Source organism: Corynebacterium sp. KPL2838 (assembly GCF_040225455.1).
In the GTDB taxonomy this organism is placed as follows: domain Bacteria; phylum Actinomycetota; class Actinomycetes; order Mycobacteriales; family Mycobacteriaceae; genus Corynebacterium; species Corynebacterium rhinophilum.
The window spans coordinates 1-26,196 of the sequence record NZ_JBEHFT010000029.1 but is presented as its reverse complement, the minus strand read 5'-3'; the positions used below and the strand labels follow the sequence as shown (position 1 = coordinate 26,196).

The following is a 26,196-nucleotide window of genomic DNA, read 5'->3' as shown; positions in this document are numbered from 1 at the left end:
CTCCCACACCCGACCTCTTGGAACTGACCCCCGGCCTGCCCGATACCGCCGGCATCATCACCCCCGAATGGCGCGCAGCCTGGCGCGATGCCGCCGCCCAGCCGCTTTCCGATGCCCCTCCACTCCCCCACCACATCGCCAACCACCTGCGCTACATGCGCGGGCTGCGGGTAGATCCGCGCCGCATCGTCGTTACCGCCGGGGCCCGCGATGGCCTCGCTTTAGTGCTGCGTACGCTCGGTACCGCGCTGCGCGTCGGCGTCGAATCGCCCGGTTATCCCAGCCTGCGGCGCATCCCGCAGGCGCTTGGCCATCAATTGATGAACGTGCCCACCGATGCCGACGGCGTTACCGTTCCAGCCACCGACCTCGACGCGCTCATCGTCACTCCCAGCCACCAGTATCCGTACGGCGCCTCGCTGCCGGCCGAACGCCGCGCTGAACTCGTTGCTTGGGCCCGCGACAACGAGGCCTTACTCATCGAGGATGACTTCGATTCCGAATTGCGCTACGTAGGGCAGCCGCTGCCGGCACTCGCCGCGCTCGCCCCAGAGCGCACCGTGCTGCTTGGTACTTTTTCCACCGTGATTTCGCCGTCCATCGCCTGCGGCTATGTGGTGGTCCCGGATGGGCTGCGCGGGGGCATCGACAAGCAGCGCGATATCTTTGGCCAGCCGGTCGGTACCATCCCGCAGGCCGCGCTCGCCCATTACCTGGCCAGCGGGGCGCTGCGGCGCCACACCGGACGCATGCGCCGGACCTACAAGCGCCGCCGCGACCTCGTGGCCGATGCCCTGGACTCTCTCCCCGGCGCGCGCCTACTGCCCATCAATGGCGGTCTACATGCGGTTTTGCTGTGCGACCCGGCCATCGTCCCGCGGGCCGCCGCCCGCGGCATCAAGCTGACCCCGCTGCGCGAATACTGGGGCGGCGTGGACGCCGAAGACGGCGTGGTTTTAGGCTTTGGCCACCTAAGCGATGACAAGCTGGAAGACGCCTTACAAACTATTGAAAAGCTCAATCACAAAAGTTAACTGTTAGTTAACATCCGGACACAATTCAACAAAAGAAAGATTTTATGTTTATTTTTTCATAAAATATTCAATGAACGGTACGCGTTCATTCATTTCAATTCAAGGAGATTGCCATGAGAGTAGCTTCTCAATTGTTAGTTGCCGCCACGGCTGTAGCCACAGTCACCGCCCCGGTAGCTGGAGCTGCTGAAATTTCCTCAAGTTGGGAACAAGAAGCCCAGGCCCCGCCCCTGAAACACCCCATTTCACTACGTATAGTGCACAAGGCCTCACCTGGGCACCAGGCGGAACTGCAGCGTCCAACTCAATCTACGTAAAGGGACAAGGTACTCACGTGGAATGGGCAAGCGTTTCCTACATGGTAGGCACAGACTTGGGAAATGCGTGCGCAGATGAATTTCAAATCATCTACCGCCAAAATGGAGAGGGTAAGTCTCAAACAACCAAAGGCTACTGCAAGCCAGGTCGAGTGCACCACAAATTTCCCATCAATGCAAACGTCGATCGCGCCAAGTTCTGTGGCCGCGCCAAGGTTGGCGGCAGTTGGGGAAACTTCGCTTGCATCGATATTAAATAGAGGAGGGAACAATGACTTTATGGGAAATTATCCTTATCATTCTGTATATTCTTGTTATTCTCGCACTGGCCGGAATAGTGTATTGGATTGTTAAAACTATCCTACGAAATAACAACCATTAAAATGCAGTCGTCTATCAACAACGACAAGTCTGCAAAGCAGTAAGCCTTGTTAGGACCCCTGCCAAAGCAGCAGTTTGCTTTAACAGGGGTCCCCAAAATTACTACAACAAAGACACTCAGTCCACGGCAATGGAACTATTTCTCCGAACCTAGATTCCCAGACTACCGATACAGACTACTTTCATGCCGACAAGCCTCGTGCCTTTCCGCACCGCTCGTTATCCGCTCCAACTAATAACCCGGTGACTGCTAAAAATATGCTGATATTGTTCGCCGCGATTCTATTATGGAATAGCGGTGATCTTACGACAGCACTTGGCATATTGTTGAACAACTCCAAGGTTGACCCCTTCGACGTTAGGCAGTCCTGTACAGTCTAGTTTTTCAAAGCCGTGCCTGCCGTTTTAACATCAAACAGCCGAGTCTTCACCAATCCATCCCCACACTGCCGTCTATGAACCGACGTTCGTTGATAGTTTTAGGTACGCTACACCCCATTATCAACCAGCAGGATGGCATCTCTAGTCAACTGGTTTGCACCATTCCAAAGGCTACACTCAGGAATTACCTGAATAATGGCGCTCTGGGGCATCACACTGAAGACAGACACCGGACTTCTAGGAGTTACTGCGCTATACGAGTGCTAGTTTCTGAATTTAAATACCCTCGCACACAGAAAGGCGTAGCAATGAGTTTTGGCCCGTTCGAACTACTGCTCATACTCATCCCGCAAGCCTGCATTATCGGGATCATTTATTTAACCGTGCAAGTCTCGCGCAATACCAAAGACATCCAGCACAATTCGCAGGCCATCGCGCAACTTCGAGAGGCACAGAAAAACGGCCCCTCCGCTGGGCAGGGGCCGCATTCTTAAATGGTTAGTCCGCAGGCTTTTCCGTATTCACCGCGTGCGAAAAGTTTTCGCTGAATTCCTTGAAGCCCTTATTAAAGGTGCCCAGGTTTTCCATGAACCCGCCCATGATGTCTATGGGCAGCGGGAAGACGATGGTGGAATTTTGGTCCGCGCCGAGTTCCAGGACCGTTTGTAGGTAGCGCAGCTGCAGCGCCGCCGGGGCTTTGCCCAGCTCCTCGGCTGCCTCGCGCAGCTCGCGGGAAGACTGCAGCTCACCGTGGGCCGAAATGACCTTGGCGCGGCGCTCGCGCTCCGCCTCCGCCTCGCGCGCTAGGGCGCGCTGCATCATCTCTGGGATTTCCACGTCCTTAATCTCCACGATGCGGGTCAACACTCCCCACCGTTCGGTTTGGCCGTTGATGATCGCCGCTAGGTCCTCGTTAAGCTCCTCGCGGTGGGCCAGCAGGTCATCGAGGCTCGCCCGACCCAAAAGCGAACGCAGGGTGGTCTGCGCAATCTGCGAGGTGGCCACGGCGTAGTTTTCTACCTCGAGGACCGCCTTGCTCGAATCGGTGACCTCGAACATGACCACCGCATTCACGCGCACGGACACGTTGTCCTTGGTGATGATTTCTTGCGGCGGAATCGTCAGCGTGACCACGCGCAAATCCACGCGCTCCAGCTTATCGATGCCCGGCAGCAAGAAATGCAGCCCCGGCTCCAGCATCGGTCGCAGGTGGCCAAAGCGGAAGGTCACGCCCCGCTCATACTGCTTAATCACCTTGAGCGAGTAGGACAAAAACACCCCGATGAGAGCGAGGATGATGCCGATGACGATCGGCCAGAATACGGGAGCGGACACTTAGATTTCCCCTTCCAGTTCTTGACGCACCGAGCGGTAGCGCGTGAATTTTCCGTACTTCGAACCATAGCGATCGACCTGCGCCGCCAACTCCGCCTCGCGGTTATCCATCTCCGGCACCACCAGCTGCGGCGCGTTCGAGGGCGTATTCCACAGGTGGCGGGCCAGCGGATACACACCGAATCCGGTAATGATGAGCACCGTGGCGAGCGTCAACGCCACTTCCGAAGGTGAATGATGGCTAATCAGCGAGGCCAAAGGCAGCAGGTAGCCCATTGCCGCTACCGCCAGTGCGATGCCGCGGTGGAAGCGCCCCGAGTCCGAGTGCGGCCACGGGTCCAATTGGCGCGTGACCTCTCGGCCGTGGTGCGAGACCGTGCACTGTTGCTTGACCGGGCAGGTATTGCACACGGTCGGGGTCGCGCGGTAGCGCATGACGCGGTTTTCGGGGTCGAAGCTGGAGGGCCAGAGCCAGTGGTCTTCGGGGCATCGCCAAGCATCGTGGTCTTCCAAGTACCGGAAGGTGCCGGCCTGGTTGGCCATGGTGCGGTTGGCGGTTTGCTGCGCCAGCAGGTCGAATACCCACGCCACTGCGAGCAGGAATAGCCCGTAGCAGGCGGACAGCACGGTAAATGAACCCGGCATTAGTCGTCCTTCTTATCCGAACGGTACGTCCCGCCCCACTTGGTGCGCGATTCAAATTCCTGGCGCGGCGCGGTGGCGGAATCGCCGCGCTCGGCATCGGGATCTTCCTCCTCTACGAAGGCACCGCGCTCATCAACGTACCCGTAGCGTCGGCCCGTGGAGCTGCGCTTGTCGACGCGCCCCTTGCCTCCTGAGACCAATCCCACCGAGGATCCCACGGGGACCTCGCCCGCGTGGTCGTCCTCGTCTGGGGTAATGATGCTAAAGAGCGGGTTAGTCGGGTGCTCGTCCACCGTGGGGATGTCCTTGTTGTAGAGCACCCCGCGCAGCGCCATCCAGAGGAAGGGCAGGATGCCGATGAGGAACATGACATCGCCAGGCAGGCGCAGCCACTCCATAACGAAGTTTCCAGGTTGGGTTATGTAGCCCAGCGACCGCGCTTCCACGTAGCCCGATCCGACGGATTCGTAGAGCTGCATGATGCCCAGCGGCAGGAGCGAAATGACCACCATCCACAACAGGCCAATGTTTTGTAGCCAGAAAGCCCAGCCCATGGCCTTATCGGACCATTTGTCCTTGGGGATGAGATAGCGCAGCGCAAAGACCGACAGGCCTACAGCCAGGAAGCCATACACACCCATCATTGCGCCGTGGGCGTGGTTGGCCGTCAGCGCCGTACCGATTTCGTAGTAGGACACGATAGGCAGGTTGACTAGGAAGCCAAAGATGCCTGCGCCCAAGAAGTTCCAGAAACCAACGGCAACGAGGAACATCACGGCCCAACGGTGCGGGAAGGGTCGCTCCCCAGAAGCGCGCTGGCGGGAACCCAGCTGCATGAACGTCCACGCCTCCACCGTCAACAGCGTCAGCGGGACCACCTCGGCGGCCGAGAAGAACGCGCCCAAAGCCATATGCTCGACTGGGGTGCCCGAGAAGTACAGGTGGTGCATCGTACCCAACACGCCACCGGTGGAGTACAAGATAACGTCCAAGAAGATGATTCCCAGTGCAATCTTTTCTCGGACCACGCCGAGCAAGACGAAGACGTAGGCCACCATGACGGTGGTAAATAGCTCAAGGAAGTCTTCTACCCACAGGTGGACCACCCAGAATCGCCAGAACTCTGCGACGGAAATGTGGGTTTCCGAGCCAGCCAGGTTGCCCACCGCGTAAAACGCCGGGATGGCGAGGCCCGCGAAGAAGAACAACCACGGCATATTAGACTTGTGCTCATTTTTTAAGCGCCCGCGCAGTTGGCGGTAGATGATGCCGATCCACACGAACATGCCAATGGTGAGCAGGACTTGGAAGAAGCGCGGGAGATCGAGGTATTCCCACTGCTGAGAAAACAGCGTTCCCTCTTCGATATAGCCCATGGTGGAGAGCCATTCAAAGGCCATCGACCCGAAGACCACTACGGCGATGGCTCCCAGGAGGAACCAGACGAGCCAGTGCTGCTTCTTCGGCTCTTTCTTGCCCACGAAGGAGGCGAGGAAGATACCCGCCGCCAACAGGCCACCGGCGGTCCACAGCAGCGATAGCTGCAGGTGCCAGGTGCGCGAGACGTTATACGGCAAGATCTCTTGCAGCGGAATGCCGAAGAAACCGGTGAGCTCCGTTCGGTAGTGCTGGCTGGCCGCGCCCAGCAGCGCCTGGATTAAGAACAGCAACGCAATGACCAGGACGAACCAAGCCACCACCTTCTGCGACTTGGTCAGCCCGACCTCGCCCGGCTGCTTAAAGTCCAGGTTCGGTGCTTCTTCCGAATGCCAACCAATGGACTTGGACCACCGGCCGTAAATCGCAAAGATCAGGCCGGTACCGCCGATGAGCGCTATGAGCGAGAGCACCGACCACACCACGAGATCCGCGGTCGGACCGTTATCCACGCGCGATTCCGCTGGCCAGTTATTGGTATAGGAATAGTCGTGGCCCGGACGCTCTGCCGCCGAAGCCCACGCGGTCCAACCGAAGAAACCTACGAGGTTATTGATGTCTTGTTCATCGGTAATAAAGTCCGACGGCAAGCCATTGTTATGGGAGTCGGGGCCAAAATAGTGGGCGTAGTACTCCTTATTGGCTTCGAAGGCCGAAATCTGGTTATCGGTCCACTCCAGCACGCCCGTTTCTTCGTCATAGCGGTTGGTGCGGAATTCTTCTACCACGGCCTCTTCGGGAGTGGCGGAAGAATCAACGAAATCGGGCATACCATTCGCGTCGTTTTCCTCGCGGGCGTGATCGAGAGCGCGGCGCAGGTACTCCGCCGTATAGTCCGGGCCCAGGTAGGCGCCGTGGCCCAGCACGGAGCCGTATTGCTGCAGGCCGCGGGCCTGGTACAGCGCCTGGCCGTTAGTGATCTCTTCCTTGGTTAAGACCGTTTCGCCCGTGGATTCGGAGACAATCTTTTCCGGCAACGGCATGGATGCGTCATAGGTGCGGTACGCCAAAAATCCCATGACCAAAAAGCCAAAGATCATGACGAGGGCAATGCCTTGCACCCACACGTTGCTCACCTTGAGGACCGGTTTCTTCCGGTCCTCAACCCCAGTCGTGGTGGCCATAAAGTGTCCTTTTCACAGTTGTAGAGAGTTCGACATACATCATTATGAACGGACAAAGCGGTGTTAAATAGTCGAACGGAAGGCCCCTACCCCCATTCGCCCACATCGGCCAGCCCGCACGCGAGCATTATTGGGAAAATCGGTGCACCATATAGCCGGGTTCCGCCCCCAGAATCCCCACCCAGCTTGTTTACCCCCGGTTTTTCCGTAACAATTAATGCATGACATTCGCAGAGCACACCAAGCGCAATTGGCTCATTACGTTCTTCGCCGCGATTTTCCTCGCCGCCATCGTCTGCATGATTTTCTTAAACGATCCACACCGCACAATGGTGGTCGCCATGGTCTTTATCGCCTCGGCAATCCTGCTCTTCGGCGCGATCCTCGGCATCTGGTACCTATTTCGCCGCAAGGACGAAAAAGACCCGCAGTAGATAGGCTGGGGCGCATGGAATTTAGCTTGCTTGGCCACGCCTGCGTCGCAGTTGCAGCGCCGGGCGGGCGTATCCTCATCGATCCCGGAACCATGACGCCCGCCTTTCCCGACGCCGATGCGGTGCTCATTACCCATGCGCATGCAGATCACCTAGACCCGGACCGGCTTCCCGATGCCCCACTCTGGGCACCTGCCGAAGCCTGCGAACAACTGGGGCACGGTACTGCGGTCTCACCGGGCGAGACCATCACCGTCGCCGGCCTCGACATCGAGGTACTCGGCGGCCAACACGCGCCGATCCACCCAAATATTCCGCGCCCAGTCAATGTGGGCTACTACTTGGGTGGCCTGCTCCACCCGGGCGATCAGTACATCGATCACCCCGCGAACGTGCTGCTCCTGCCCATTGCCGGGCCGTGGGTGAAGGCCGCGGAGGCCGCCGATTATGCCCAGCGCGTGGGCGCCGCGGTCACGGTCCCCATCCATGACGCCGTGCTTTCCGATGCCGGCCGCACCACCTTCGACACCATGCTCACCAGGGCCGGTGTGCAGGGCTATAGGCGGCTAAACCCTGGCGAGAAATTTACCGCTTAGTCTATTTTTATTCTCTGACTACCCTGCGGTTTCGCGGCAGGGTGCTGTACGTTACATACCGCTTAGTCTAGTCTTGCGTGGCATGACGACGAAATACGATAACTCCAACGCAGACTGGTCCTTCGCCACCCGCTCCGTTCATGCAGGCCAAAACCTCGACGGCGCGCACAATTCCCGCAACGTGCCGATTTACCAAACGACTTCGTATGTCTTTAATGACGCCGAGCACGCGGCCAACCGCTTTAACCTCTCCGATGCAGGCCCCATCTACACCCGCCTGACCAACCCAACGCAGGATGCGCTAGAAGAGCGCCTCGCCTCCCTTGAAGGCGGCGTGGCCGCCGTGGCCTTTGCCTCGGGCCAGGCCGCAGAGACCGCGGCCATTTTCAACCTCGCCTCGGCAGGCGATCACATCGTTTCCTCCCCGCGCCTCTACGGCGGCACCTCCACCCTCTTTACCGTCACGCTCAAGCGCCTTGGCATCGACGTCACCCTCGTGGAAAACCCGGACGATCCCCAGTCCTGGCAGGACGCCGTACAGCCTAATACCAAGGCGTTTTACGGCGAGACCTTTGGCAACCCGGTAGCCGATGTCCTCGATATCCCCGCCATCGCCGAGGTCGCGCACACTAACCAGGTCCCGCTCATCGTGGATAACACCATCGCCACCGCAGCGCTGGCCCGCCCGCTCGACTTGGGCGCGGACATCGTCGTGGTTTCGACCACGAAGTTCTACACCGGCAATGGTTCCGCGGTGGGCGGCGCGATTATTGACGGCGGCTCTTTCGACTGGACCGTCGAGCGCGACGGCGAGCCGGTATTCCCCTACTTCGTCACCCCGGACGAGGCCTACCACGGCCTAAAATACGCCGACCTCGGCGCCCCCGCCTTCGCGCTCAAGGCCCGCGCCGGCCTGTTGCGCGATACCGGCGCCGCCATTTCCCCGTTCAATGCATGGCTGACGCTTAATGGCATTGAGACGGTAGGGCTGCGCATCGACAAGCACAATGCCAACGCCCAAGCCGTGGCCGAGTACTTGGAAGGCCACGCCAAGGTGACGAAGGTCAACTACGCCGGTCTGGATTCCTCGCCGTATAAGAAGATTAAGGAGAAGCTGGGCTATTCCTACACCGGCTCCGTGCTGTCCTTCGATATTGACGGCGGGCGCGAGGAAGCATGGGCGTTTATCGATGCCCTGAAACTCCACTCCAACCTCGCCAATATCGGCGATACCCGCTCGCTCGCCGTTCACCCGGCGACCACCACGCACTCGCAGTCCGATGATGCTGCCCTTGCCGCGGCGGGCATTGCGCAGTCCACCATCCGTTTGTCTGTGGGCATTGAAGATATCGACGACATCATTGCTGACCTCGAATTGGGATTTAACGCACTGGCATGAGTTGTATAAGTATCGGCGATTTTCGCACCGAAGCAGGCGCCACGCTTTCCGATGCCCACATCGCCTACCACCGCTTCGGCCATTTCCTCGGCGATCCGCACGGCGGAAATAACGTCATCTTGGTGGAACACGCGCTGACCGGCAACGCCGATGTGGCCGAGTGGTGGTGCGATCTCATTGGCCCAGGCAAGGCGCTGGATACGACGAAGTGGTGCGTTATCGCCATGAACGCACTCGGTGGCTGCAATGGCTCCACCGGCCCCTCCTCCCCGCATCCGGATGGCCGCAGTTGGGGATCGCGTTTTCCGGCGCTATCCATTCGCGATTTGGTGGCCGCGGAGAAAAAGGCACTGGAAGAACTCGGAATAACGCGCGTACATGCGATTATCGGCGGTTCTATGGGTGGTGCACGCGCCTTGGAATGGACGCTGATGTACCCGGAGGCGGTCGATGCTGCGTGCGTTATCGCCGTCTCCGCGCGCGCCTCCGCATGGCAGATCGGCATCCAGTCGGCGCAGATTTCCGCGATCGAGCGCGATCCCTTCTGGCACGGCGGAGACTATTATTCCTCCTCCCAGCGCCCTCGCGAGGGCCTCGCGGCAGCGCGACGCATCGCACACCTGACGTATCGCGGCGAGCAGGAAATCGATGAACGCTTTGGTGTTCAAGCCCAAACCGGCGAAGAGCCCCTCGGGCCCTATCGCCGCCACGACCAGCGCTTCGCCGTGAATTCCTACCTTGATTATCAGGGCTCAAAGCTGGCGGATCACTTCGATGCCGGCTCCTATGTCACGCTTACCGAGGCCCTCAACCGCCACGACATCGGCCGTGGCCGCGGCGGCCTGAACCGCGCGCTGGGTTCTTCGCAGGTACCGACCATGGTCGTGGGCGTCGATACGGACATCCTTTATCCGTATCACCAGCAGGAACACCTCTCGCGCAACCTGGGCAACCTGCTGGCCATGGCGAAGGTAGTCTCTCCCGTCGGCCACGATGCGTTCCTCACGGAGTCGCGCCAGATGGACCGCATCCTGCGCAACTTCCTCACCCTGTCCCAACCGCACCCGCTGGACGCGGACAGCACAATCGACTACGCCATCTAGCCAACCCCGCCTCCACCCCGGCGCGTGCGCAATTCCGCATCGCCTACGCCAGCGGTTTACGGTCACTGGTGGCTCGACGCACGAACGGGACGCGGCGCGAGGCAGACAGTGGCGGGGTCCGGAACGGGGGCACGGTAAGTGGCTAGCCCGGACTCCTTGCAGAAGGCATACAGAAGGATCGCCGAAGCGGCGCAGGTTTAACTGCGCTGGCTTCGGCGATGTTCTTTATTGGGCCCAGGGCGGGCGCCACACGATGCCTTCGTGCGGGCGGCGCTCTAGGCGCCCACGACGGGGCGGGGCATTTGGGTCATCGTCGTTAACGGAGTTGTGGTACTTGCAGGCGATGGTCAGGTTCTCGGAGTTGGTCTCGCCGCCGAGCAGCCACGGTTGCAGGTGGTGAACCTGGCATTCATCGGCAGGGATATGGCAATCAGGCCAAGGGCACACCGGATTTTCGGCCATCGCCATCTGCCGCTGCTTCCAGGTGGCCAGCCGGCGCGTGTGGTACAGGTTCACGGGGCCGGTAACGGGGTGGATGAGGGTGATGAGGCCGGCATCGGCAAGCGCGCGCTCCGCTAGCTGCGCACCGGTGATGGTGGCACCATTAGTCAGCTGCAGGGTGACGTCGTCCTCGCCGTGGGTAACCTTCACCATGTCATCTAGCGTGAGGACCACGTTGGTAGTGATGGTGGAGGTGGCCGCGCCCTCTGCAAATACCCTACGCGCATCGTCCACGGTGGAGACGTGATTATTAATCTCAGCCACTAGGTCCGATTCCGCGGTGATGGTCAGCGTCCACAGGTCATCGGTGCGGCGGGTAAGACGCACGCCCTCCGCGCGCTTCTGTGTGCGCTCCTCCTTGACACGGCGGCGGGCGCGCTTTTCTATCTCGCTGGTAGAAACGTTGAGCCGGCACAGCTCCTCGCGCAGGGCCCACGCCGCGCGCTGGGTCTTTAGCTTCTGCGCGTGCACCTCAATGATTTTCAGCGCATCGAGCGGGAGCGCGGTAGTGCGGGCGGCGCGCTGCTTGGCGCTAAACGATGTCTTGCCAAAATACGTATCCGCCAAGCGCGCGAATTCCACGGCTTCTTTATCACTAAAGCCGCGGTCTACCAGTTCGGCTTCGGATAGCCCAGCGCACTCCCCGATGAGCGCCATCGGGGAGTTTATCGCTGCGAGGTAATCCGAAATCATGGCCCCGAGCCTAAACCGCGGGTAGCTGAGGGCGCGAGGCCAAGTGCGCGGCGGCTGTGGATAGCCGCGCGACACGCCGCAGATTGGTGATACTGAAACAATCACCTGTGGATAACTAGCTGCCCAGCGCGTCCACGGAGTAGGCAAGAAAGGCTATCAGCGCACCGATGACCCCGGTAAATGTGGCATCAAAGCGGCGCGAGCGCACCGCCAGCACGCCGACGCGGCGCGAATCGCACGTCAGGCGCACCACCGTCAGCCACAGCAGCGCGAGCCCGAGCAAGAAGGTAGCTCGGCGCCAATACTCGAAGATGGCATAGCCGCCGGACAAGGCCACCCCGGCGATGAAGAGCCCGATGGCCACCCACTGCACGGAAGCGGGCAGCGGGGACGGTTTCAGGTGCGCGTCGTGGGGATTGTCTAAATTCACGCCAGCTTTTCCGCGCGCTCAACGATGTTGCGCACCAAGAAGGCCCGCGTGAGCGGTCCGACGCCGCCTGGGTTGGGCGAGACGAACCCAGCCTTATCCCAGCAATCGGGGGCGATATCGCCGGTGAGCTTGCCGTCGACGCGGGATACGCCGACATCGAGAAGCGCGGCGCCTTCCTTAATCATGTCCGCGGTAAGCATGTGCGGTTGGCCGGCGGCGGCGATGACGATATCGGCATTGCGGGTTTCGGCGGCAAGATCCTTCGTGCCGGTGTGGCAGAGGGTAACGGTGGAGTTCTCACTGCGGCGGGTCAACATCAGGCCAATGGGGCGGCCGACGGTCACGCCGCGGCCGATGACGACGGTCTTGGCGCCGCCCAGCTCCACGCCGAAGCGGCGCAGCAGGTGCAGGCAGCCATTCGGGGTGCACGGCAGCGGGGCTTCCTCATTGAGAACGAGCTTGCCCAGGTTGACCGGGTGGAGACCATCGGCGTCCTTTTCCGGATCGATGCGCTCGAGGATGGCGTTTTCATCCAAGTGCTTGGGCAGCGGGAGCTGGACGATGTAGCCGGTGCAGGCGTCATCGGCATTGAGCTCATCGATGACCGCCTCGAGTTCCTCCTGCGAAATATCCGCCGGCAGGTCCTTGCGAATGGAGTTGATGCCCAGCTTTTCGCAATCGCGGTGCTTCATCTTTACATAGGACTGGGAGCCTGGGTCCTCACCCACCAGAACGGTGGCCAGGCCAGGGGTTATCCCCTTGTCCTTCAGGGCGGCCACGCGCTCAGCGAGGTCCGCAAAAATCTCGTCACGGTACAAGGTGCCATCTAGTTTGGTAGCGCTCATAGCCCCCATCCTAGACTGAAGGCATGAGCCAGCTGCACATCGTCTTTGATAATCCCGTCATCCCGACCAATACCGGCAATGCCATTCGCACCGCGGCGGTGACGGGCGCGAGCCTGCACCTGATTGAGCCGCTGGGGTTTAATTTTGACGATAAGCACTTAAAGCGCGCCGGGCTGGATTATCACGACCTGGCAGATGTGCAGATCCACAAGGATTTCGACGCGTGCATGGAGGCACTGCCCGGCGCGCGCGTTTTCGCTTTTACCACGCATACGGATAAGTGGTTTACGGAGGTGGAGTACCAGGACGGCGACGTGCTGCTCTTCGGCACGGAGCCGACCGGCCTGCCAGATGAGCATGTCAACCATCCGCGCATCACCGAGCAGGTGCGCATTCCGATGGTCCCGGCCAGGCGCTCGATGAACCTCTCCAACTCCGCGTCTACCGCGGTCTTTGAGGCGTGGCGCCAGCTTGGTTTTAAGGGAGCGGTGTAAGTTCTGGCAGGTCGCGGGAGCGCAGGCGGTTGAGCAGCGCGTGGGCATCGGCAAGCGCGAGGTTGCGCGCCGCCATGGACACGGGCCCCTGCACGAGGTCGAGCTCCACCGTGGCTAGGCCGAGCAGCTGGGATATCGGGCCGCGGCGCAGGGTGAGTTCCTGGATGTGGCGCAGCTCGATGGCTTGGACGCGGCGGTTGAAGCGGCCGGCGCGCACGATGACATAGTCGCCGGCCAGCGCGACGGTTTGCTGCCGGTAATCGATGGGCGAGACCCATTTGGCGCGCACGGGCGAGGCGTAGGTCGGGGCGGCATCGGCGGGCAGGAATTGCCGGGCTTGCTCGCGCTTGCCGACGGGCACGATCCTCGTCGACCCCGATCCCTCGCCGCTGGCCATGCCACCGTAGCCGGCGACCGACACGCGCGTTTCGTACCAGTCGAAGGGCCGCCACAGAAACGGCTGGGTGACCTGGACGGCGTGAATGCGCTCGAGGCGGATGTTTTGGCGGCGGCGATCGGCAAGGCCGTAGGTGATATTGAGCACGCCATCATCAAGGCTGGCGGTATAGCGCCACGAGGAGTCAATCACGTTCCAGGCGCGCGGGACGGTGGCCACAAGGATGGGCAGCGTGATGGTTAGGGACAACGGCGTGACCACGAGGAAGACGATGGCCACAAGGAGGACAATCGTGGATACGTGCAAGGCTGCCGCGGCCAGGGAACGCGCGATGGGGATTTCGGGAACGAGGGTGTCGTTTTCTTCCTCTGCCTGCTGTTCCCGCGACTCGCCGTGGACGCGGGAGAGGATTTCAGCGCGCAGAGATTCGGACTCGGCCTTTTTCAGGTATGCGATCTCGATGGCTGAGGATTGCCCGCCGGCGGTTTCCACGCGCACGGCCGCGAGTCGGAAGAGGCGGGCAATAACGGGCTCGACGACGTCGACTGCTTGCGTACGGTCATAGCGCGCGGTGCGCAGCTGCGTAGAAAAAAGGCCCTGGCGCAGGGAGAGTTCCTCCTCGCCTAAGTGGTAGCTCATGCGCCGCCACCACAGGCCGGAGACTAGCCACACCACAAAGCACACGCCGGCGAAACCAGCCAGCGCCAGGCCGATATCGCGCAGGGCCTGCGTGCGGTTGTCACCAGTGACAAAGGCAAAGATGCTGCGCAGCGCTTCCATATTGACGTTCAAGGCAAAGGCCGCGATGACGGCCAAGATGACCGACCACAGGCGCAGCAGCGGGGTCAAGCGGTGGACGCGTTGGTAGCTCGGTTGAGCGCTCATAGGCCGCTCATCCGTTCGCGGGCGTGGTCGGCGAGGCGGGTGCGGAGGGCATCGGCAAGCGGGGCTTCCAAGCCCTTAATGGTGGCGTCCGTCGTTGCGGAGGCGGTGTGCAGCTGCAGCTCCTTGAGCCCGAAGGCGCGCTCGAGGGGGCCGGTGGTCACATCGACGAACTGGATGCGACCGTAGGGCACGACGGTAAAAGTATGCCAGAGCTTGCCGCGGGTAATGAGCAGCTCATCGTCGGTTTCGCACCAGCCCATCCGGCGCACTTGGGCCGGGATGAGCCAAAGCAGCCAGAAAAAGAGGATAACGAAGAGACCCGCCGCCCAGTAAAACCACGGGGTCCACCAGCACCCGGCCGCTGCGGCCGCCGCGGCGAAGATGCTCGTCCAGCCCAGGTGGCGGATGTAGCGCACCTTCACCAAGCGCGGCGAAACGGGGTTCATTTCTTCGCTCATAATCATTGACAGTAGCAATGAAGCTCACCCCCTTGTGCGACTTATCGTTGGTCGATATTATCGAATTACGACAATATCGAAAGTCGATAAGGAATCAACGGAAAGGATTGCCATGACCACCCCACACCCCACCCCCAAGGCTGAGCGCCGCGAAATTAATGCGGCAGCCGGTCTCGCCCTCCTCACCATCATCATCCTCGGCCCTACCTACCTGCGCGACCTTGCCACCGGACGCTTTTCCACCGCGCTGAGTGCGGCCGTCCCGGAAGGCCTAAGCAAGCACAACCTCGACGGCGGGCCATTCTGGATGCTCACTGCGGGGCTCGTCGTCAAGATTGCAGGAATCTTGATAATCGCGTTCTTTGCCTACCGCTTGGTGAAACCAATGCTTCGTGGGCAGGTTTTCAATACGAAAAATATCCGCTTCCTTAATGGAATGACCTTTGGGATTTTCGTCTGGTTTATCGGACGCTTCCCACTCGAAGGCATGGGCAATAACTGGGCTTCCTCACAGCTTGGAATCGACTGGTGGGCCAACCAGGGTGGAACGTCGCTTGGCGAGCTAGCCTTGCCCTACCTCTTTGCCTGCGTCCTGCAACTCTTCTCGGCCGCCATCAAACGCGGCTGCAGGCTGGAAGAGGAGGTCGACGGTCTTGTCTGAGGCACAGGATCCCCAGGTAATCTGCCACCTCGACCGGATAATGGAAGAGCGCGGCATCACCGGTGCGGCGCTGGCCAAGGAGGTAGGCATCACCCCAGTTAACCTCTCCGTTCTAAAGAATAATCGCGCCAAGGCCGTACGCTTTAGCACCCTAGCGGCACTGTGCACGGCATTGGAGTGCCAGCCGGGAGATATCTTCGCCGTGGAGTAAAACCACGCCAAGTTGTTGGGATTTATACAATGCTGTGGTTTATGTCCCCCAAAGAAAAAGCCCTCTTCGCCCATTTGTACTGCGCGCCGAGCGGGGACATATCGCGCGCAGCGGAGGCAACTAGCGGAAATCCCGGGAGCCGCGCGAGAGGAAATCACCAAAGTCCAGCGGCTCGAGCTTATCCGCGACCACGCTTACCGCGCCGGTGGCGTTTTGCACGATGCCGCGGATGATAAGCGCGCGGGCGGTACGGGCGAGCACCTTCTGGCGAGACCACAGCCCGGGCGAGACCATCACGTTCATCAGTCCGGTTTCATCCTCCACTCCCAAAAAGGTCAGGCCGGAGGCGGTGCGCGGGCGCTGGCGGTGCGTAATAATGCCGGCGATGCGCACGCGGGTGCCATCGGGGACGTGGGGAAGGCGGGAGGAAGGCAGGACATCGCCAAGCGCGGCCCTGACTAGCTCCATAGGCTGCTTATCGTGGGTGACGCCGGTAGCGGCGACATCGGTAGCCATCAGCTCGAACACCGACATGCCGGGCAGGTGCGGTGAGGCGAGCGCGGAGGTGCCGGGCAGCATGCCCTCGCGCTCGGTGGCGGCGACGCCAGCCTGCCAAAGCGCTTGGCGGCGCTCCAACCCCAAGCACTCCAGCGCCCCCGCCGTGGCCAGCGCCTCCACCTGCTCCACGCTAAGATCCGCCCGGCGCGACAGATCGGAGACGGTGCTAAAAGGCGCTGTGGCCTCCACGCGCTCGGCGGCCTTGTCCCCCAGCCCCTTGATGAGGTTGAGGCCCAACCGGATCTCGCCGGTGGGCAGCGCCCTGGCCTGCGCGCCGGAATCATTGATGCTCACCGGCAGCACGCGCACGCCGTGGCGCCGGGCATCCTGAATGAGCGACTGCGGCGAATAAAAGCCCATGGGCTGCGCGCGCAGCAAGCCCACGCAGAACTCCGCCGGGTAGTGGTGCTTGAACCACGCGGAAAAATACACCAGCGAGGCGAAGGACTGCGAGTGCGATTCCGGGAAACCGTAGGCGGCAAAGGCGGTGATCTTGGCCCAGAGCTTCTCCGCGACCTCACCCTCGATGCCGTTGGTGGCGCGCAGGCCCTCGAAAAAGCGGCTGCGCAGCGCGGCCATCTTGGCGGGCGAGCGCTTCGAGCCCATGGCCCGGCGCAAGTCATCGGCCTCCGCGCCAGTAAAACCTGCGGCATCGACCGCAATCTGCATCAACTGCTCTTGAAAAAGCGGAATGCCCAGCGTCTTCCCTAGCGATTTCTCCAGCACTGGGTGGTCATAGGTTACGGGCTCGAGACCATCTCGCCGGCGCAGGTAGGGGTGCACGGAGCCGCCCTGGATAGGGCCGGGGCGGATGAGCGCGACCTCCACCACGAGGTCGAAGAAGCAGCGCGGTTTTAGCCGCGGCAGCGTGGCCAGCTGCGCGCGGGACTCCACCTGGAAGACGCCGACGGCATCGGCGCGGCAGAGCATGTCATAGACCGCGGGCTCGGCTAGGTCGAGCTCCCACAGGCGCACCTCGCGGCCGGTGGTGGCGCGCACGGCATCGATCATGTGGTGCAGCGCCTCCAGCATGCCGAGGCCAAGCAGGTCGAATTTCACCAGCCCGGCGGCGGCGCAATCGTCCTTATCCCACTGCAGCACGGAGCGACCTTCCATGCGGGCCCATTCCATCGGCACCACATCCGCAATCGGCCGGTCGCATAAGACCATGCCGCCGGAGTGGATGCCGAGGTGGCGCGGCTGGTCGAGGAATTGCTCGGCGAGTAAGGAGACATCGGCAGGCGGCTCGGCTATGCCCTTCGACCACGCATCGACAGAGCCCTGCGGGTAGCCCAGCGCGCGGGCGGCGTCGCGGGTAGCACCCTTGCGGCGGTAGGTAATAACGTTGGCCACCTGTGCGGCGCGGTCGCGGCCGTGGGTCCGATAGACGTATTGGATAACCTCCTCTCGCCGGCCGGATTCGATGTCGATGTCGATATCGGGCGGGCCATCGCGTTCCGGTGACAGGAAGCGCTCGAAGAGCAGCTGCGCGGAAATGGGCTCGGCGTTGGTAATGCCCAGCGCGAAGCAGACTGCGGAATTGGCCGCGGACCCGCGCCCCTGGCACAGGATATTTTCCTGGCGGCAAAAATCCACCAGGTCACAGACGATGAGGAAGTAGCCCGGAAAGCCCAGCTGCTTGATGATGCCCAGCTCGTGCCGCATCTGCTTTTTCGCCTTGGCCTGTATTTCGGGCGGGCGCGAGGCATAGCGCTTTTTACCGCGCCGCCAGACCTCGTGTTCGAGCCAGCTCATCTCGGTATGCCCCTCTGGCACGACAAAGTCCGGCAGGTTGGGCGCGAGGGCACCCCAGGTAAAGGAGCACTCGCGGGCAAGGCGGACGGTTTCGGCGATAAGCTCGGGCCGGCCTGGAAGCAACTGGGCCATCTGTTCGCCGGAGCGCATCCAGCCTGCGCCCATCGGGTGGGCATCCGGTGCGGCTTCCTCTAAGGATTGGCGGTGCGCCAGGGCGCGTTTGGCAGCGGCGAGCCGTACCTGGTCGCGCGTCGCTGCCGCAGGTCGAGCGGTTGCGATGGCGCGGAGATTATTGTACTTATCCAGGAAACGGTGGTGATCCGCATCTTCGGGAGACATTGTGCACGCATATTCGAGAACTATGCTGTCTATTTTTATTCTTTCGAGAACGTGATCGATTTTTTGTATAGCCTCCCACCCCAGCAGGAAAAAGCACTCCTCTTCTAGCTCGCGCGCCACGGCGTCTAGGGGCGGGTAGGCAACGCTACCCTTCTCACCGGCATCCATCCGCGCGCGGGCGATAAGGCGCGAGAGGCGGCGATAACCTTCCGGGGTGCGCGCCAGCACGGTCACCGGGGCCTCCGCAAGGGAAAGCTCCGCGCCGTATATGGCCGAAAGTCCGGCCCTAGCTGCGGCTTCCGCGAATTTCATCAGGCCGTAGAAGCCATCCCGATCCACAACCGCCAGCCCCTCGAGGCCAAGCTCTAGGGCGCGGGCGACCAGCTCTTCCGGCTCGGCGGCGCCGTCGAGAAAGCTATAGGAGCTTACCGCGTGCAGCTCCGCAAAGGGCACGGCAGAATACCCGCGCTGGACAGGCTCATCGCCGCCGCCGAGGTGATGCACGGCGACGGGCGCGGCAGCGTCCTTGCCGGACAGTATCCTTTCTAAACGCGACCACGGCAGCGCCTTTCCACCATTAAATTTCACCCTTCACAGGGTAATGTCGAATTAATGTTCTATACAACCCGTCACAATGAGACGCGTTCAATAGACAAAGCGGTTCGCTTATTGCTAGATTGCTAAACGGTCAATTTATTTAAACTCCTACATGTAAGGGGACCTCATGCAGATTCGTCGCGCAGCGGCCGCTACCGCCGCCGTTACCGTCGCCGCCACCAGCCTTGTGGCCTGCTCCTCCGACGCAGATGATGACAAGACCATCACCGTTGGCACCACCGATGATGCAAAGCAGGCCTGGGTTGCCTTTGAGCAAGAAGCCAAAGACGCCGGCTACGACATCGACATCAAGTCTTTCTCGGATTACAACACCCCGAACCAGGCCCTAAACCAGGGCGAGCTGGACACCAATAACTTCCAGCACCTGAAGTTCCTGGCCGAGTACAACCACGGCAATGGCACCAACCTGGTCCCCATCGTCGCCACCGAAATCGTGCCGCTGGCGCTGTTCTGGAAGGATCACGACTCCCTCGACGGCATTGAGGGTGAAGAAGTTGCCATCCCGAATGACTCCACCAACCAGGGCCGCGCCATCAACGTGCTGGTCCAGGCTGGCCTTATCACATTGAAGAAAGACGGCCTTATTACCCCGACCCCGTTGGATATCGATGAGAAGAAGTCCAAGGTAAAGGTCGTGCCGGTCGATGCCGCCCAGACCCCATCCGCGCACGGCGAGGGCACCCCGGCGATTATCAATAACTCCTTCCTGGAGCGCGCCGGCATCGACCCGGCCACCGCCGTCTTCCAGGATGACCCGAACTCCGAAGAGGCTGAGCCTTATATCAACGTCTTTGCCGTTCGCGAGGAAGACGCCGATAACGAGGACATCAAGAAGCTCGCCGAGCTGTGGCACTCCGATGCGGTACAAAAGGGCGTCGACGAGGACTCCGCAGGTACCTCCGTCGAGGTCGAGCGCACCCCAGAAGAACTCCAGGAAATCCTGGACAAGCTCGAAGCAGATTTGGACTAATCACCCTTGCCTTCTACCCCGCCGGTTTTCACCCCGGCGGGGTTTGGCACTTCCTCACTAAGGACGCAACCCGTGGCAGATTCCACCCAGAACGGCACTCGCATTGAGTTCCGCAATATCACCAAGGTCTTCCAACAGAAAAAGGCCGAGGTCAAAGCTCTTGACGATGTCTCCTTGACCGTCGATTCCGGCGAGATCATCGGCATCATCGGCTACTCCGGCGCCGGTAAATCCACCTTGGTCCGCATGATCAACGGCCTGGATACGCCCACCTCCGGCGAGCTGCTGCTCGATGGCCAGAATATCGTCGGCATATCCGAAAAGAAGCTGCGCGGCATCCGCCGCAATATCGGCATGATCTTCCAGCAGTTTAACCTCATGAACTCCCGCACTGCGGCGGGCAATATTGAGTACCCGCTGCAGTTGCAGGGCATCGGCAAGCGCGAGCGCCAACAGCGCGTGCAGGAGCTGCTGGATTTCGTTGGCCTGGGAGATAAGGGGAAAAGCTACCCGGAACAGCTTTCCGGCGGCCAGAAGCAGCGCGTGGGCATCGCGCGCGCCCTGGCCACGAATCCTTCGCTGCTGCTTGCCGATGAAGCCACGTCCGCCCTCGACCCCACCACCACGCAGGAAGTCCTCGACCTGCTGCGCCGGGTGAATAAGGAACTCGGCATCACCATCGTGGTCATCACCCACGAAATGGAGGTCGTGCGCTCCATCGCGGATAAGGTTGCGGTGATGGAAAATGGCCGCGTCGTAGAACAAGGCAGCGTCTACCAGGTCTTTTCCAATCCCCAGACCGCCGTGGCCGCCAAGTTCGTTGCTACCTCGCTGCGCAATGAGCCCGACGTGGTGGAAACCGATGACCTGCTCGTTCATGAAGGCCGCCTGTTTACCATCAACCTGACCGAGGAATCCGGCTTCTTCGGCGCCGCCGCCAAGCTGAAGGATGCGGGCGTATCCATCGCCGTCGTCCACGGCGGTATTACCACCTTGCAACAGCACTCCTTTGGCAAGCTCACCGTGCGCTTGAGCGGTGACGATGCCGCCATCGAAGAGTTCTACCGCGCCCTATCTGCCACCACTCAAATTGAGGAGATTGAACGATGAACGTCAACTATCTCGCCGCCGCCGACTGGGACCGCTTGGGCGGATCGCTTGTCGATGCCATCGTCGACACCCTCATCATGGTCTCGACCACCCTCGTCGTCGCCGGCATTTTGGGCCTGGGGCTCGGCATCTTGCTCTACACCGCCCGCCCGGGCGGCATCCTGCAAAATAAGGCCGTCTACCTGGTGGTCAACCTGCTGGTGAACTTCGTTCGCCCCATCCCGTTTATTATTTTGCTGGCGTTCGCGCAGCCACTCACCGTCGCCGTGATGGGCGGATCCATCGGCCGCGAACCGGCCACCTTCGTGATGGTCATCGCCGCCACGTTCTCCGTAGCGCGCGTGGTGGAACAAAACCTCGTGGCCATCGACCCAGGCGTTATCGAGGCCGCCCGCGCCATGGGTGCTTCACCGTGGAAGATCATTACCTCCGTGATTATCCCGGAGGCCCTCGGCCCGCTGATTCTGGGCTATACCTTCCTGTTTATCGCCATCGTGGATATGTCCGCCATGGCCGGCTACGTCGGCGGCGGCGGACTGGGTGACTTTGCCATCGTCTACGGCTACCGCGCCTTCGAGTGGGAAGTCACCGTCGTGGCCACGCTTATCATCATCGTGCTGGTGCAGGCCGCGCAGTTCTTTGGCAACTGGCTATCCTCCAAGGTTATGCGCCGCTAATAAGCTCAACATCCGTGGCCACAAGCGCCTTGCCGGTCTTGGGTGCGTCGCCGCAGGAAGAAACCACTCCTTCCACGGCGCGCTGCTCAAGGGCCACGCTCCACCGGCGGCCATCGGCATGCGTGACCACGGTGCCCTGCTGTGTGTCTTCTGCGTAGAGCTGGCCGTAGTAGAGGTCCTCAGAGGCATCGATAAGCTCGCGCGCTACCGCCAACTCCGCCACCTGGCCGCGCGGGCCGAAAATGCCGCGCCCGCGATTGACCGGGTAGAAATATTTCCCTTCCGCCGCCGCCGCAATCATCTGCGCGGCGGCTTCCTTATTCATCCGGCCAAAGGAATAGGCCCACGGCATGAGCATGACCGAGGGCGCGAAGCGGTGCCCCTTCGTGTGCGAGGTCTCCCACACCATATCCGGGTAATCCTCCACCAGCTCCGCGGCGAGCGGCCGGCCCTTCACGGCGCAGCACTTATCGCGCTTGGCATGGGTACACACCAAAACCAGGGGAGTATCGAGGGCTCCTCCCCCATTGCGGCCCGGCGCGGATAGATCCAGATCCAGGATCTTTTCCGGACCGGTCATAAGGACCAATTCCGTCACGCCCTGCTCAGCCCACACCAGGTAGCACCGGTGCATCGTGCCGATTTGGCGGCCATCGCGGCCGGGGCGGCGAATCAATTGCAGCCCGGCCTGGCCCTTGAGTTTTTTCTTCAGCTGGGCCGTAAGCTCCGAGCCAAAAGTATCGCCATCAAGCACGTCGCGCGACCAGCCGCCGGGCCACTCAAAGAGGACAAACACGGACTCTTTTTTGGCCGTGCCTGGCAGCGGCTCCACCTGGTAATCTGAACAGAAATCGGTCATATAACCTAGCCTAACCTGTCTGCAGCTCAGCTCACATTTTTGGCAACAATTCGGTCAAGATCCACCCCCAACGCTAGGCAATAATTACTGGAAATTATACTCTAGTGGTCATGTATAAAGCCCGCCTTTCACTCCTGCTTGCCGCTGCAGCCTTTCTCACCGGCTGCAGCACCGAATCAGCGGATGACACCACCATGGCGGCCTCTGTGGGAAACTCGCACATCAACCCGCTGGGTGAGGCGGATATGAGCATGAAAACCCTGCGCCCTGAAGCCCCCTCGGAGCTCGTGGTGACCAAGGTACGCGTGGGCCAGCACGATGGTTTCGAGCGCGCCGTCTTCGAGCTTGAGGGCGAAGGATCCCCGGGTTGGTTCGTGGATTATGCCGATAACCCCAAACAGCAAGGCTCCGGCCAACCCATTAACTATGCCGGTGATACCGCGCTCAATGTCAATATCGATGGCGTGGTCTATCCGTTTGAGGCCGGCATTGACGAGCCGCGCATCGGCATCGTCGACGCCCCCGCCGGCGGCGTTATTACCCAAGTGGTCAACGGCCGCACCTATGAGGGGCGCAGCCAGTTTGTCATCGGTATGAACCAGCGCAAGCCTTATTCCGTGCAGGTACTAGAAAATCCCACGCGCCTCGTGGTAGATATTCGCTCCTAATACGTCGCTTCCACGCGCCAGCGCCCCTCTGTCCACGCCAAGAGCCAGGCGCGCTGGCGTTGCTCCCGTTCAGCCTGGCCCACAATTTGTAGCCGCGCCGCGTGCTGCGGCTGTTCGGTCCACCACTGCGTATCCACCGGCCACGGCCCGGCCCAGCCGATAACGCGGTAGCGGTGCGCGCCCCACCCGAGTGCCACGGGCACAGAGGAGAGGAGGGCCTCGGCGGTGACGATGACGTCCCGCGCGGCGACATCGATAAGCCGAATGCGCGCGGCCGGGTGGTTCGGCCCGCCGCCTAGGCGGGCGGGAAGCGGCGCGGGGATCCTGCCTGGCCAGCTGCCCTGCGGCGTGGCATCGCGCTGCTCCCCATAGGGAACGTACTCGATACGCTCGGCCACCCCACGGCCACCGACGGCCCGCGGCTGCAAGACGCGGTCTATGCCCAGCTGCGATTGCACGCGCGAAATCACCCGCTTGACCTGTTCCTGTGAGGCATCCCCGCCCCAGAGGCCATCGGCCTGCGGCCTGGCCACCTCCACCGGCTCGAGCACCAACCGCACGATCGCAGCACCGTCCTTGCCGCTCGACCGCGCCGCCGTAAGCCACCCATCCAGCTGCCAGCGCACCCGGTCCGCGGTCGCCTGCTCCGTGAGCGCCTCATGAGTGCGCCATACCCGAGCCACGGTTTCGCCAGTTGCCAGCTCCGCCACCACGCGCAGGCGCACGCACACCACTTCCGCCTCCGCCAACCGCACGTGCAGCTGCGCGGCCAATTGCCGGGCCACGAACGCCGCCGCATCCACGCGTTCGATGGATTGCTCGCTGCTAACGGACAGGTCAGGCCGCGCCATTTCCGGGGACACGCGCCGGTCCGCCCGCGCGTGCGCCACCTCGTGCGCGCGTTTGCCCTGCTGCCCAAACCGGGTGACCACCTGCTTAAACGGCAGCGCCGCCACATCACCCAGCCGGCACACGCCCAATTTCTGCAGCTGGGCCACAAACTCCGCAGAAAACCCCAGCGCAGCCTCCGCGGCCAAAACGCCCACGGACTGGGCAGCCAAGAAATCCCGCGACTCACCCTCCGGCACCACCGCGCCTACCCCGTGGTGCCGGGCCGCGATGATGGCCGTGGCAATCTCGTCTGCCACGCCGAGGGTGGAATCAAAACCGGCGTGCGCGGTGGCATCAGCAAGCATCTCCAGCGCCTCCGGCCCGTGGTAGCGCAGCGCCGCCCCCGCGTCCACGATGGCCAGGCCGGGCCGCAGCACCTCCACGGACGAGGCCACGGCGTCCAAGCCCGCCGCAATCTCCGCGAAGGCTGCTCCATCCCTATCCGGGTTCGCCTCCACTACCTTTACCTCAGGACAAATCGCTTGGGCCTGGCGCAGGCGCATCCCGCGCCGAATGCCCGCCCGGCGCGCCGCGCTATCGCAGACCAGCACCGCATGATTGCGCGCGATCAGCACCGGCCCCGCCTGCCCAACCGCCTGGATGGGCCAATCCGGAAACCACACCGCAGCCGCCCTCATACGGCCGCCAACCTGCGGGGCTCGCCCATGGTAAGGCTCCCGCGCGCAGTGCCCTTTTTCGAGTCCACCGCAAGATCAATATCCACGCCGCGGATGCGCCCGCTGCCCTTGCCGATGCCCCGATATGTACTCACCTCCGCCCCAATGCGCACTGCGGTGCCCGGCAGCCGCGCACCCACGGTCAGCACCGCAGCCTGTCCGCCGCGGATTTTCGCCCACACCGGCCGCGCCTTGGCCGGGCTCAGCTCGCCGGGCGGGCCGTGGTGGATAATAAGGTCCATGCCCTCTGCCAGCACGCTGGTTACCGCCCATGCCTCCAGGCCCGGATCGGGGACGGTGACCACGTTGTTGAGCTGCCCCATTTCGGCGACTTGTGCGAGAGAAAGATCCGGCCACCCCACTATCCCCACATGGCCCCCGCGGGCCGTAAGATGGCAGATAAGCTCCACCACGAGCGCGGGACACTCCGCGCACGAGACCACCTTCCGCCGAGCAAGCCCATCTGCGGGAAGCAGCCGCGCCAGCTGGGGAAGGGTGTCTACCAGCTCGTCTTCATCCTCCTGCTCCATCGCCTGCATGCGGGCGCGCAGCACCGCAACACGGTCGGGCCCATCCAGCCCTGCCACCGCTTTTTCTAGGCGAACGTTCGTTTGACTCACCCACACAGTATGAACCTTCAACCGGACACATGCAACTGTATGTTCGAATGGTAGTCTTAAGCGCATGAACCTGAACGAGGCTTACGGTGCTATGCGCGAGAATCCAACCCCCATCCCCACCCCGCCGTGGGTGCGCCTCGGATCCTCCATCCTGCTCGGCGCCACCGTCGCGCTGCTGACCACCCGCACCCATTTCTTCGCCACCCTATCTGGGGCCGCGGTCTGCCTCGTGGCGGCATTCGTCTTGGTCTTTGCCCACCCCTACCGCCGCGAGATGCGCTCCTATGCTGACCGGCACGATGCCGATCTCATCCCCACCATCGCGCAGCTAGTACCGCTGATGATTCTATGGCTTCTCATCATGCTCGCGCCCATCCTGGGCCTGCCCGCGTGGGGCTCGGCGCTGGTGTGGGTTGCGGTCTCAGGTATAAGTTTTATCGCCTTCCCCCACGTGGATGGCACGCGCCGGCTGGCCTTTGTCTAATCCATGCGACACTGCGGGGACTTATCCACAGGATTTCCCCTGGTTTTCGCGCTGCGGATCCGGGTTATCCACAGTTTGTGCCCTTGCGGTTGCCCTAGCGATTGAGCGCGGGCTAACACTGTGATGTCTAGTGACTTTTTGGACTCTGGCTTCTTGACAATGTGGGGATGGCAATTCCCATTACTCTCCGCAAGAAGATAGCGGATTTC

26 protein-coding genes are annotated in these 26,196 nt (G+C 61.7%); 14 read left to right on the top strand and 12 right to left on the bottom strand.

Annotated elements, in window-relative coordinates; translation table 11 throughout:
* Both pdxR and ABRP98_RS09285 read left to right on the top strand, forming a co-directional pair.
* A partial coding sequence (gene pdxR / locus ABRP98_RS09290) for a MocR-like pyridoxine biosynthesis transcription factor PdxR (protein ID WP_349858869.1) occupies positions 1 to 1,034 on the top strand: 1,034 nt, incomplete at its 5' end.
* A 1,387-nt stretch (positions 1,035 to 2,421) separates the two neighbouring features.
* A complete protein-coding gene (locus ABRP98_RS09285; RefSeq protein WP_349858867.1) occupies positions 2,422 to 2,607 on the top strand; it encodes a hypothetical protein in 186 nt (61 codons plus the stop codon).
* A gap of 4 nt (positions 2,608 to 2,611) precedes the next feature.
* Here ABRP98_RS09285 and ABRP98_RS09280 read toward each other — a convergent pair whose 3' ends face one another.
* Genes ABRP98_RS09280 through ABRP98_RS09270 form a run of 3 tightly spaced genes read right to left on the bottom strand, consistent with a single transcriptional unit; the run spans position 2,612 to position 6,654 of the window.
* Entirely contained in the window at positions 2,612 to 3,448 is an 837-nt protein-coding gene (locus ABRP98_RS09280) for an SPFH domain-containing protein (protein ID WP_023025338.1), read from the bottom strand.
* A complete protein-coding gene (locus ABRP98_RS09275; RefSeq protein WP_349858865.1) occupies positions 3,449 to 4,093 on the bottom strand; it encodes a hypothetical protein in 645 nt (214 codons plus the stop codon).
* The gene (locus ABRP98_RS09270) at positions 4,093 to 6,654 is read right to left on the bottom strand and encodes a nitric-oxide reductase large subunit (RefSeq protein WP_349858863.1); all 2,562 of its coding nucleotides are present in this window, start codon (positions 6,652 to 6,654) and stop codon (positions 4,093 to 4,095) included. The genes ABRP98_RS09275 and ABRP98_RS09270 overlap by 1 nt, the downstream gene beginning before the upstream one ends.
* A gap of 221 nt (positions 6,655 to 6,875) precedes the next feature.
* On the opposite strand from ABRP98_RS09270, the gene ABRP98_RS09265 reads away from it, so the two are divergent.
* The 4 genes from ABRP98_RS09265 to metX all read left to right on the top strand — a co-directional run bounded on the left by ABRP98_RS09265 (position 6,876) and on the right by metX (position 10,186).
* Positions 6,876 to 7,088 carry a hypothetical protein gene (locus ABRP98_RS09265; protein ID WP_284895929.1) on the top strand — a complete coding sequence of 71 codons (213 nt, stop codon included), beginning with the start codon at positions 6,876 to 6,878 and terminating at the stop codon, positions 7,086 to 7,088.
* A 14-nt stretch (positions 7,089 to 7,102) separates the two neighbouring features.
* The gene (locus ABRP98_RS09260; RefSeq protein ID WP_349858862.1) at positions 7,103 to 7,684 is read left to right on the top strand and encodes an MBL fold metallo-hydrolase; all 582 of its coding nucleotides are present in this window, start codon (positions 7,103 to 7,105) and stop codon (positions 7,682 to 7,684) included.
* Between the two features lie 82 nt (positions 7,685 to 7,766).
* Positions 7,767 to 9,083: an O-acetylhomoserine/O-acetylserine sulfhydrylase gene (locus ABRP98_RS09255; protein WP_349858861.1), complete on the top strand. Its 1,317-nt coding sequence runs from the start codon at positions 7,767 to 7,769 to the stop codon at positions 9,081 to 9,083.
* Complete coding sequence (gene metX, locus ABRP98_RS09250; protein ID WP_349858859.1) at positions 9,080 to 10,186, top strand: homoserine O-acetyltransferase MetX; 1,107 nt, start codon at positions 9,080 to 9,082, stop codon at positions 10,184 to 10,186. Before ABRP98_RS09255 ends, metX begins: the two co-directional genes overlap by 4 nt.
* A gap of 225 nt (positions 10,187 to 10,411) precedes the next feature.
* On the opposite strand, the gene ABRP98_RS09245 is transcribed toward metX, so the two are convergent.
* The 3 genes from ABRP98_RS09245 to ABRP98_RS09235 all read right to left on the bottom strand — a co-directional run bounded on the left by ABRP98_RS09245 (position 10,412) and on the right by ABRP98_RS09235 (position 12,655).
* A complete protein-coding gene (locus ABRP98_RS09245) occupies positions 10,412 to 11,380 on the bottom strand; it encodes an HNH endonuclease signature motif containing protein (RefSeq protein WP_349858857.1) in 969 nt (322 codons plus the stop codon).
* A gap of 115 nt (positions 11,381 to 11,495) precedes the next feature.
* Entirely contained in the window at positions 11,496 to 11,810 is a 315-nt protein-coding gene (locus ABRP98_RS09240; RefSeq protein WP_349858856.1) for a DUF3017 domain-containing protein, read from the bottom strand.
* The gene (locus tag ABRP98_RS09235; protein WP_349858855.1) at positions 11,807 to 12,655 is read right to left on the bottom strand and encodes a bifunctional methylenetetrahydrofolate dehydrogenase/methenyltetrahydrofolate cyclohydrolase; all 849 of its coding nucleotides are present in this window, start codon (positions 12,653 to 12,655) and stop codon (positions 11,807 to 11,809) included. Before ABRP98_RS09235 ends, ABRP98_RS09240 begins: the two co-directional genes overlap by 4 nt.
* 23 nt (positions 12,656 to 12,678) lie before the next feature.
* On the opposite strand from ABRP98_RS09235, the gene ABRP98_RS09230 reads away from it, so the two are divergent.
* Positions 12,679 to 13,149, top strand: a complete 471-nt coding sequence (locus ABRP98_RS09230) for a tRNA (cytidine(34)-2'-O)-methyltransferase (RefSeq protein WP_349858854.1) — start codon at positions 12,679 to 12,681, stop codon at positions 13,147 to 13,149.
* Here the strand turns inward: ABRP98_RS09230 and ABRP98_RS09225 are convergent.
* Positions 13,133 to 14,431 (bottom strand): PH domain-containing protein, encoded by a 1,299-nt coding sequence (locus ABRP98_RS09225; RefSeq protein ID WP_349858853.1) that lies wholly within the window; start codon positions 14,429 to 14,431, stop codon positions 13,133 to 13,135. The genes ABRP98_RS09230 and ABRP98_RS09225 overlap by 17 nt on opposite strands.
* On the bottom strand, positions 14,428 to 14,889 hold the full coding sequence (locus tag ABRP98_RS09220; RefSeq protein WP_349858852.1) for a PH domain-containing protein: 462 nt from the start codon (positions 14,887 to 14,889) through the stop codon (positions 14,428 to 14,430). Before ABRP98_RS09220 ends, ABRP98_RS09225 begins: the two co-directional genes overlap by 4 nt.
* A 112-nt stretch (positions 14,890 to 15,001) precedes the next feature.
* Between ABRP98_RS09220 and ABRP98_RS09215 the strand changes: the two genes are divergently transcribed.
* Together ABRP98_RS09215 and ABRP98_RS09210 are read left to right on the top strand one after the other, a co-directional pair.
* Positions 15,002 to 15,550, top strand: coding sequence for a hypothetical protein (locus ABRP98_RS09215; RefSeq protein ID WP_349858851.1), 549 nt, complete (start codon positions 15,002 to 15,004; stop codon positions 15,548 to 15,550).
* Positions 15,543 to 15,761: a helix-turn-helix domain-containing protein gene (locus ABRP98_RS09210; protein WP_349858850.1), complete on the top strand. Its 219-nt coding sequence runs from the start codon at positions 15,543 to 15,545 to the stop codon at positions 15,759 to 15,761. The genes ABRP98_RS09215 and ABRP98_RS09210 overlap by 8 nt, the downstream gene beginning before the upstream one ends.
* Before the next feature lie 120 nt (positions 15,762 to 15,881).
* Here the strand turns inward: ABRP98_RS09210 and ABRP98_RS09205 are convergent, their stop codons facing one another.
* A complete protein-coding gene (locus tag ABRP98_RS09205; protein ID WP_349858849.1) occupies positions 15,882 to 19,001 on the bottom strand; it encodes an error-prone DNA polymerase in 3,120 nt (1,039 codons plus the stop codon).
* Between the two features lie 136 nt (positions 19,002 to 19,137).
* Between ABRP98_RS09205 and ABRP98_RS09200 the strand changes: the two genes are divergently transcribed.
* The 3 genes from ABRP98_RS09200 (at position 19,138) to ABRP98_RS09190 (ending at position 21,788) form a co-directional block, all read left to right on the top strand.
* Positions 19,138 to 20,001, top strand: a complete 864-nt coding sequence (locus ABRP98_RS09200; protein WP_349858848.1) for a MetQ/NlpA family ABC transporter substrate-binding protein — start codon at positions 19,138 to 19,140, stop codon at positions 19,999 to 20,001.
* Positions 20,002 to 20,073: 72 nt separating this feature from the next.
* Complete coding sequence (locus ABRP98_RS09195) at positions 20,074 to 21,111, top strand: methionine ABC transporter ATP-binding protein (RefSeq protein WP_349858847.1); 1,038 nt, start codon at positions 20,074 to 20,076, stop codon at positions 21,109 to 21,111.
* Entirely contained in the window at positions 21,108 to 21,788 is a 681-nt protein-coding gene (locus ABRP98_RS09190) for a methionine ABC transporter permease (RefSeq protein ID WP_005277229.1), read from the top strand. The genes ABRP98_RS09195 and ABRP98_RS09190 overlap by 4 nt, the downstream gene beginning before the upstream one ends.
* Here the strand turns inward: ABRP98_RS09190 and ABRP98_RS09185 are convergent.
* Positions 21,775 to 22,647 (bottom strand): sucrase ferredoxin, encoded by an 873-nt coding sequence (locus tag ABRP98_RS09185; RefSeq protein WP_349858845.1) that lies wholly within the window; start codon positions 22,645 to 22,647, stop codon positions 21,775 to 21,777. The genes ABRP98_RS09190 and ABRP98_RS09185 overlap by 14 nt on opposite strands.
* A gap of 110 nt (positions 22,648 to 22,757) precedes the next feature.
* Between ABRP98_RS09185 and ABRP98_RS09180 the strand changes: the two genes are divergently transcribed.
* A complete protein-coding gene (locus ABRP98_RS09180) occupies positions 22,758 to 23,315 on the top strand; it encodes an AMIN-like domain-containing (lipo)protein (RefSeq protein ID WP_349836562.1) in 558 nt (185 codons plus the stop codon).
* Here the strand turns inward: ABRP98_RS09180 and ABRP98_RS09175 are convergent.
* Both ABRP98_RS09175 and imuA' read right to left on the bottom strand, forming a co-directional pair.
* Entirely contained in the window at positions 23,312 to 24,844 is a 1,533-nt protein-coding gene (locus ABRP98_RS09175; RefSeq protein ID WP_349858844.1) for a DNA polymerase Y family protein, read from the bottom strand. The genes ABRP98_RS09180 and ABRP98_RS09175 overlap by 4 nt on opposite strands.
* Positions 24,841 to 25,503: a DnaE2-dependent mutagenesis accessory factor ImuA' gene (imuA', locus tag ABRP98_RS09170; protein WP_502878798.1), complete on the bottom strand. Its 663-nt coding sequence runs from the start codon at positions 25,501 to 25,503 to the stop codon at positions 24,841 to 24,843. Before imuA' ends, ABRP98_RS09175 begins: the two co-directional genes overlap by 4 nt.
* A gap of 64 nt (positions 25,504 to 25,567) precedes the next feature.
* On the opposite strand from imuA', the gene ABRP98_RS09165 reads away from it, so the two are divergent.
* A complete protein-coding gene (locus tag ABRP98_RS09165; RefSeq protein WP_023016789.1) occupies positions 25,568 to 25,987 on the top strand; it encodes a hypothetical protein in 420 nt (139 codons plus the stop codon).
* The last annotated feature ends 209 nt before the right edge of the window (positions 25,988 to 26,196 follow it).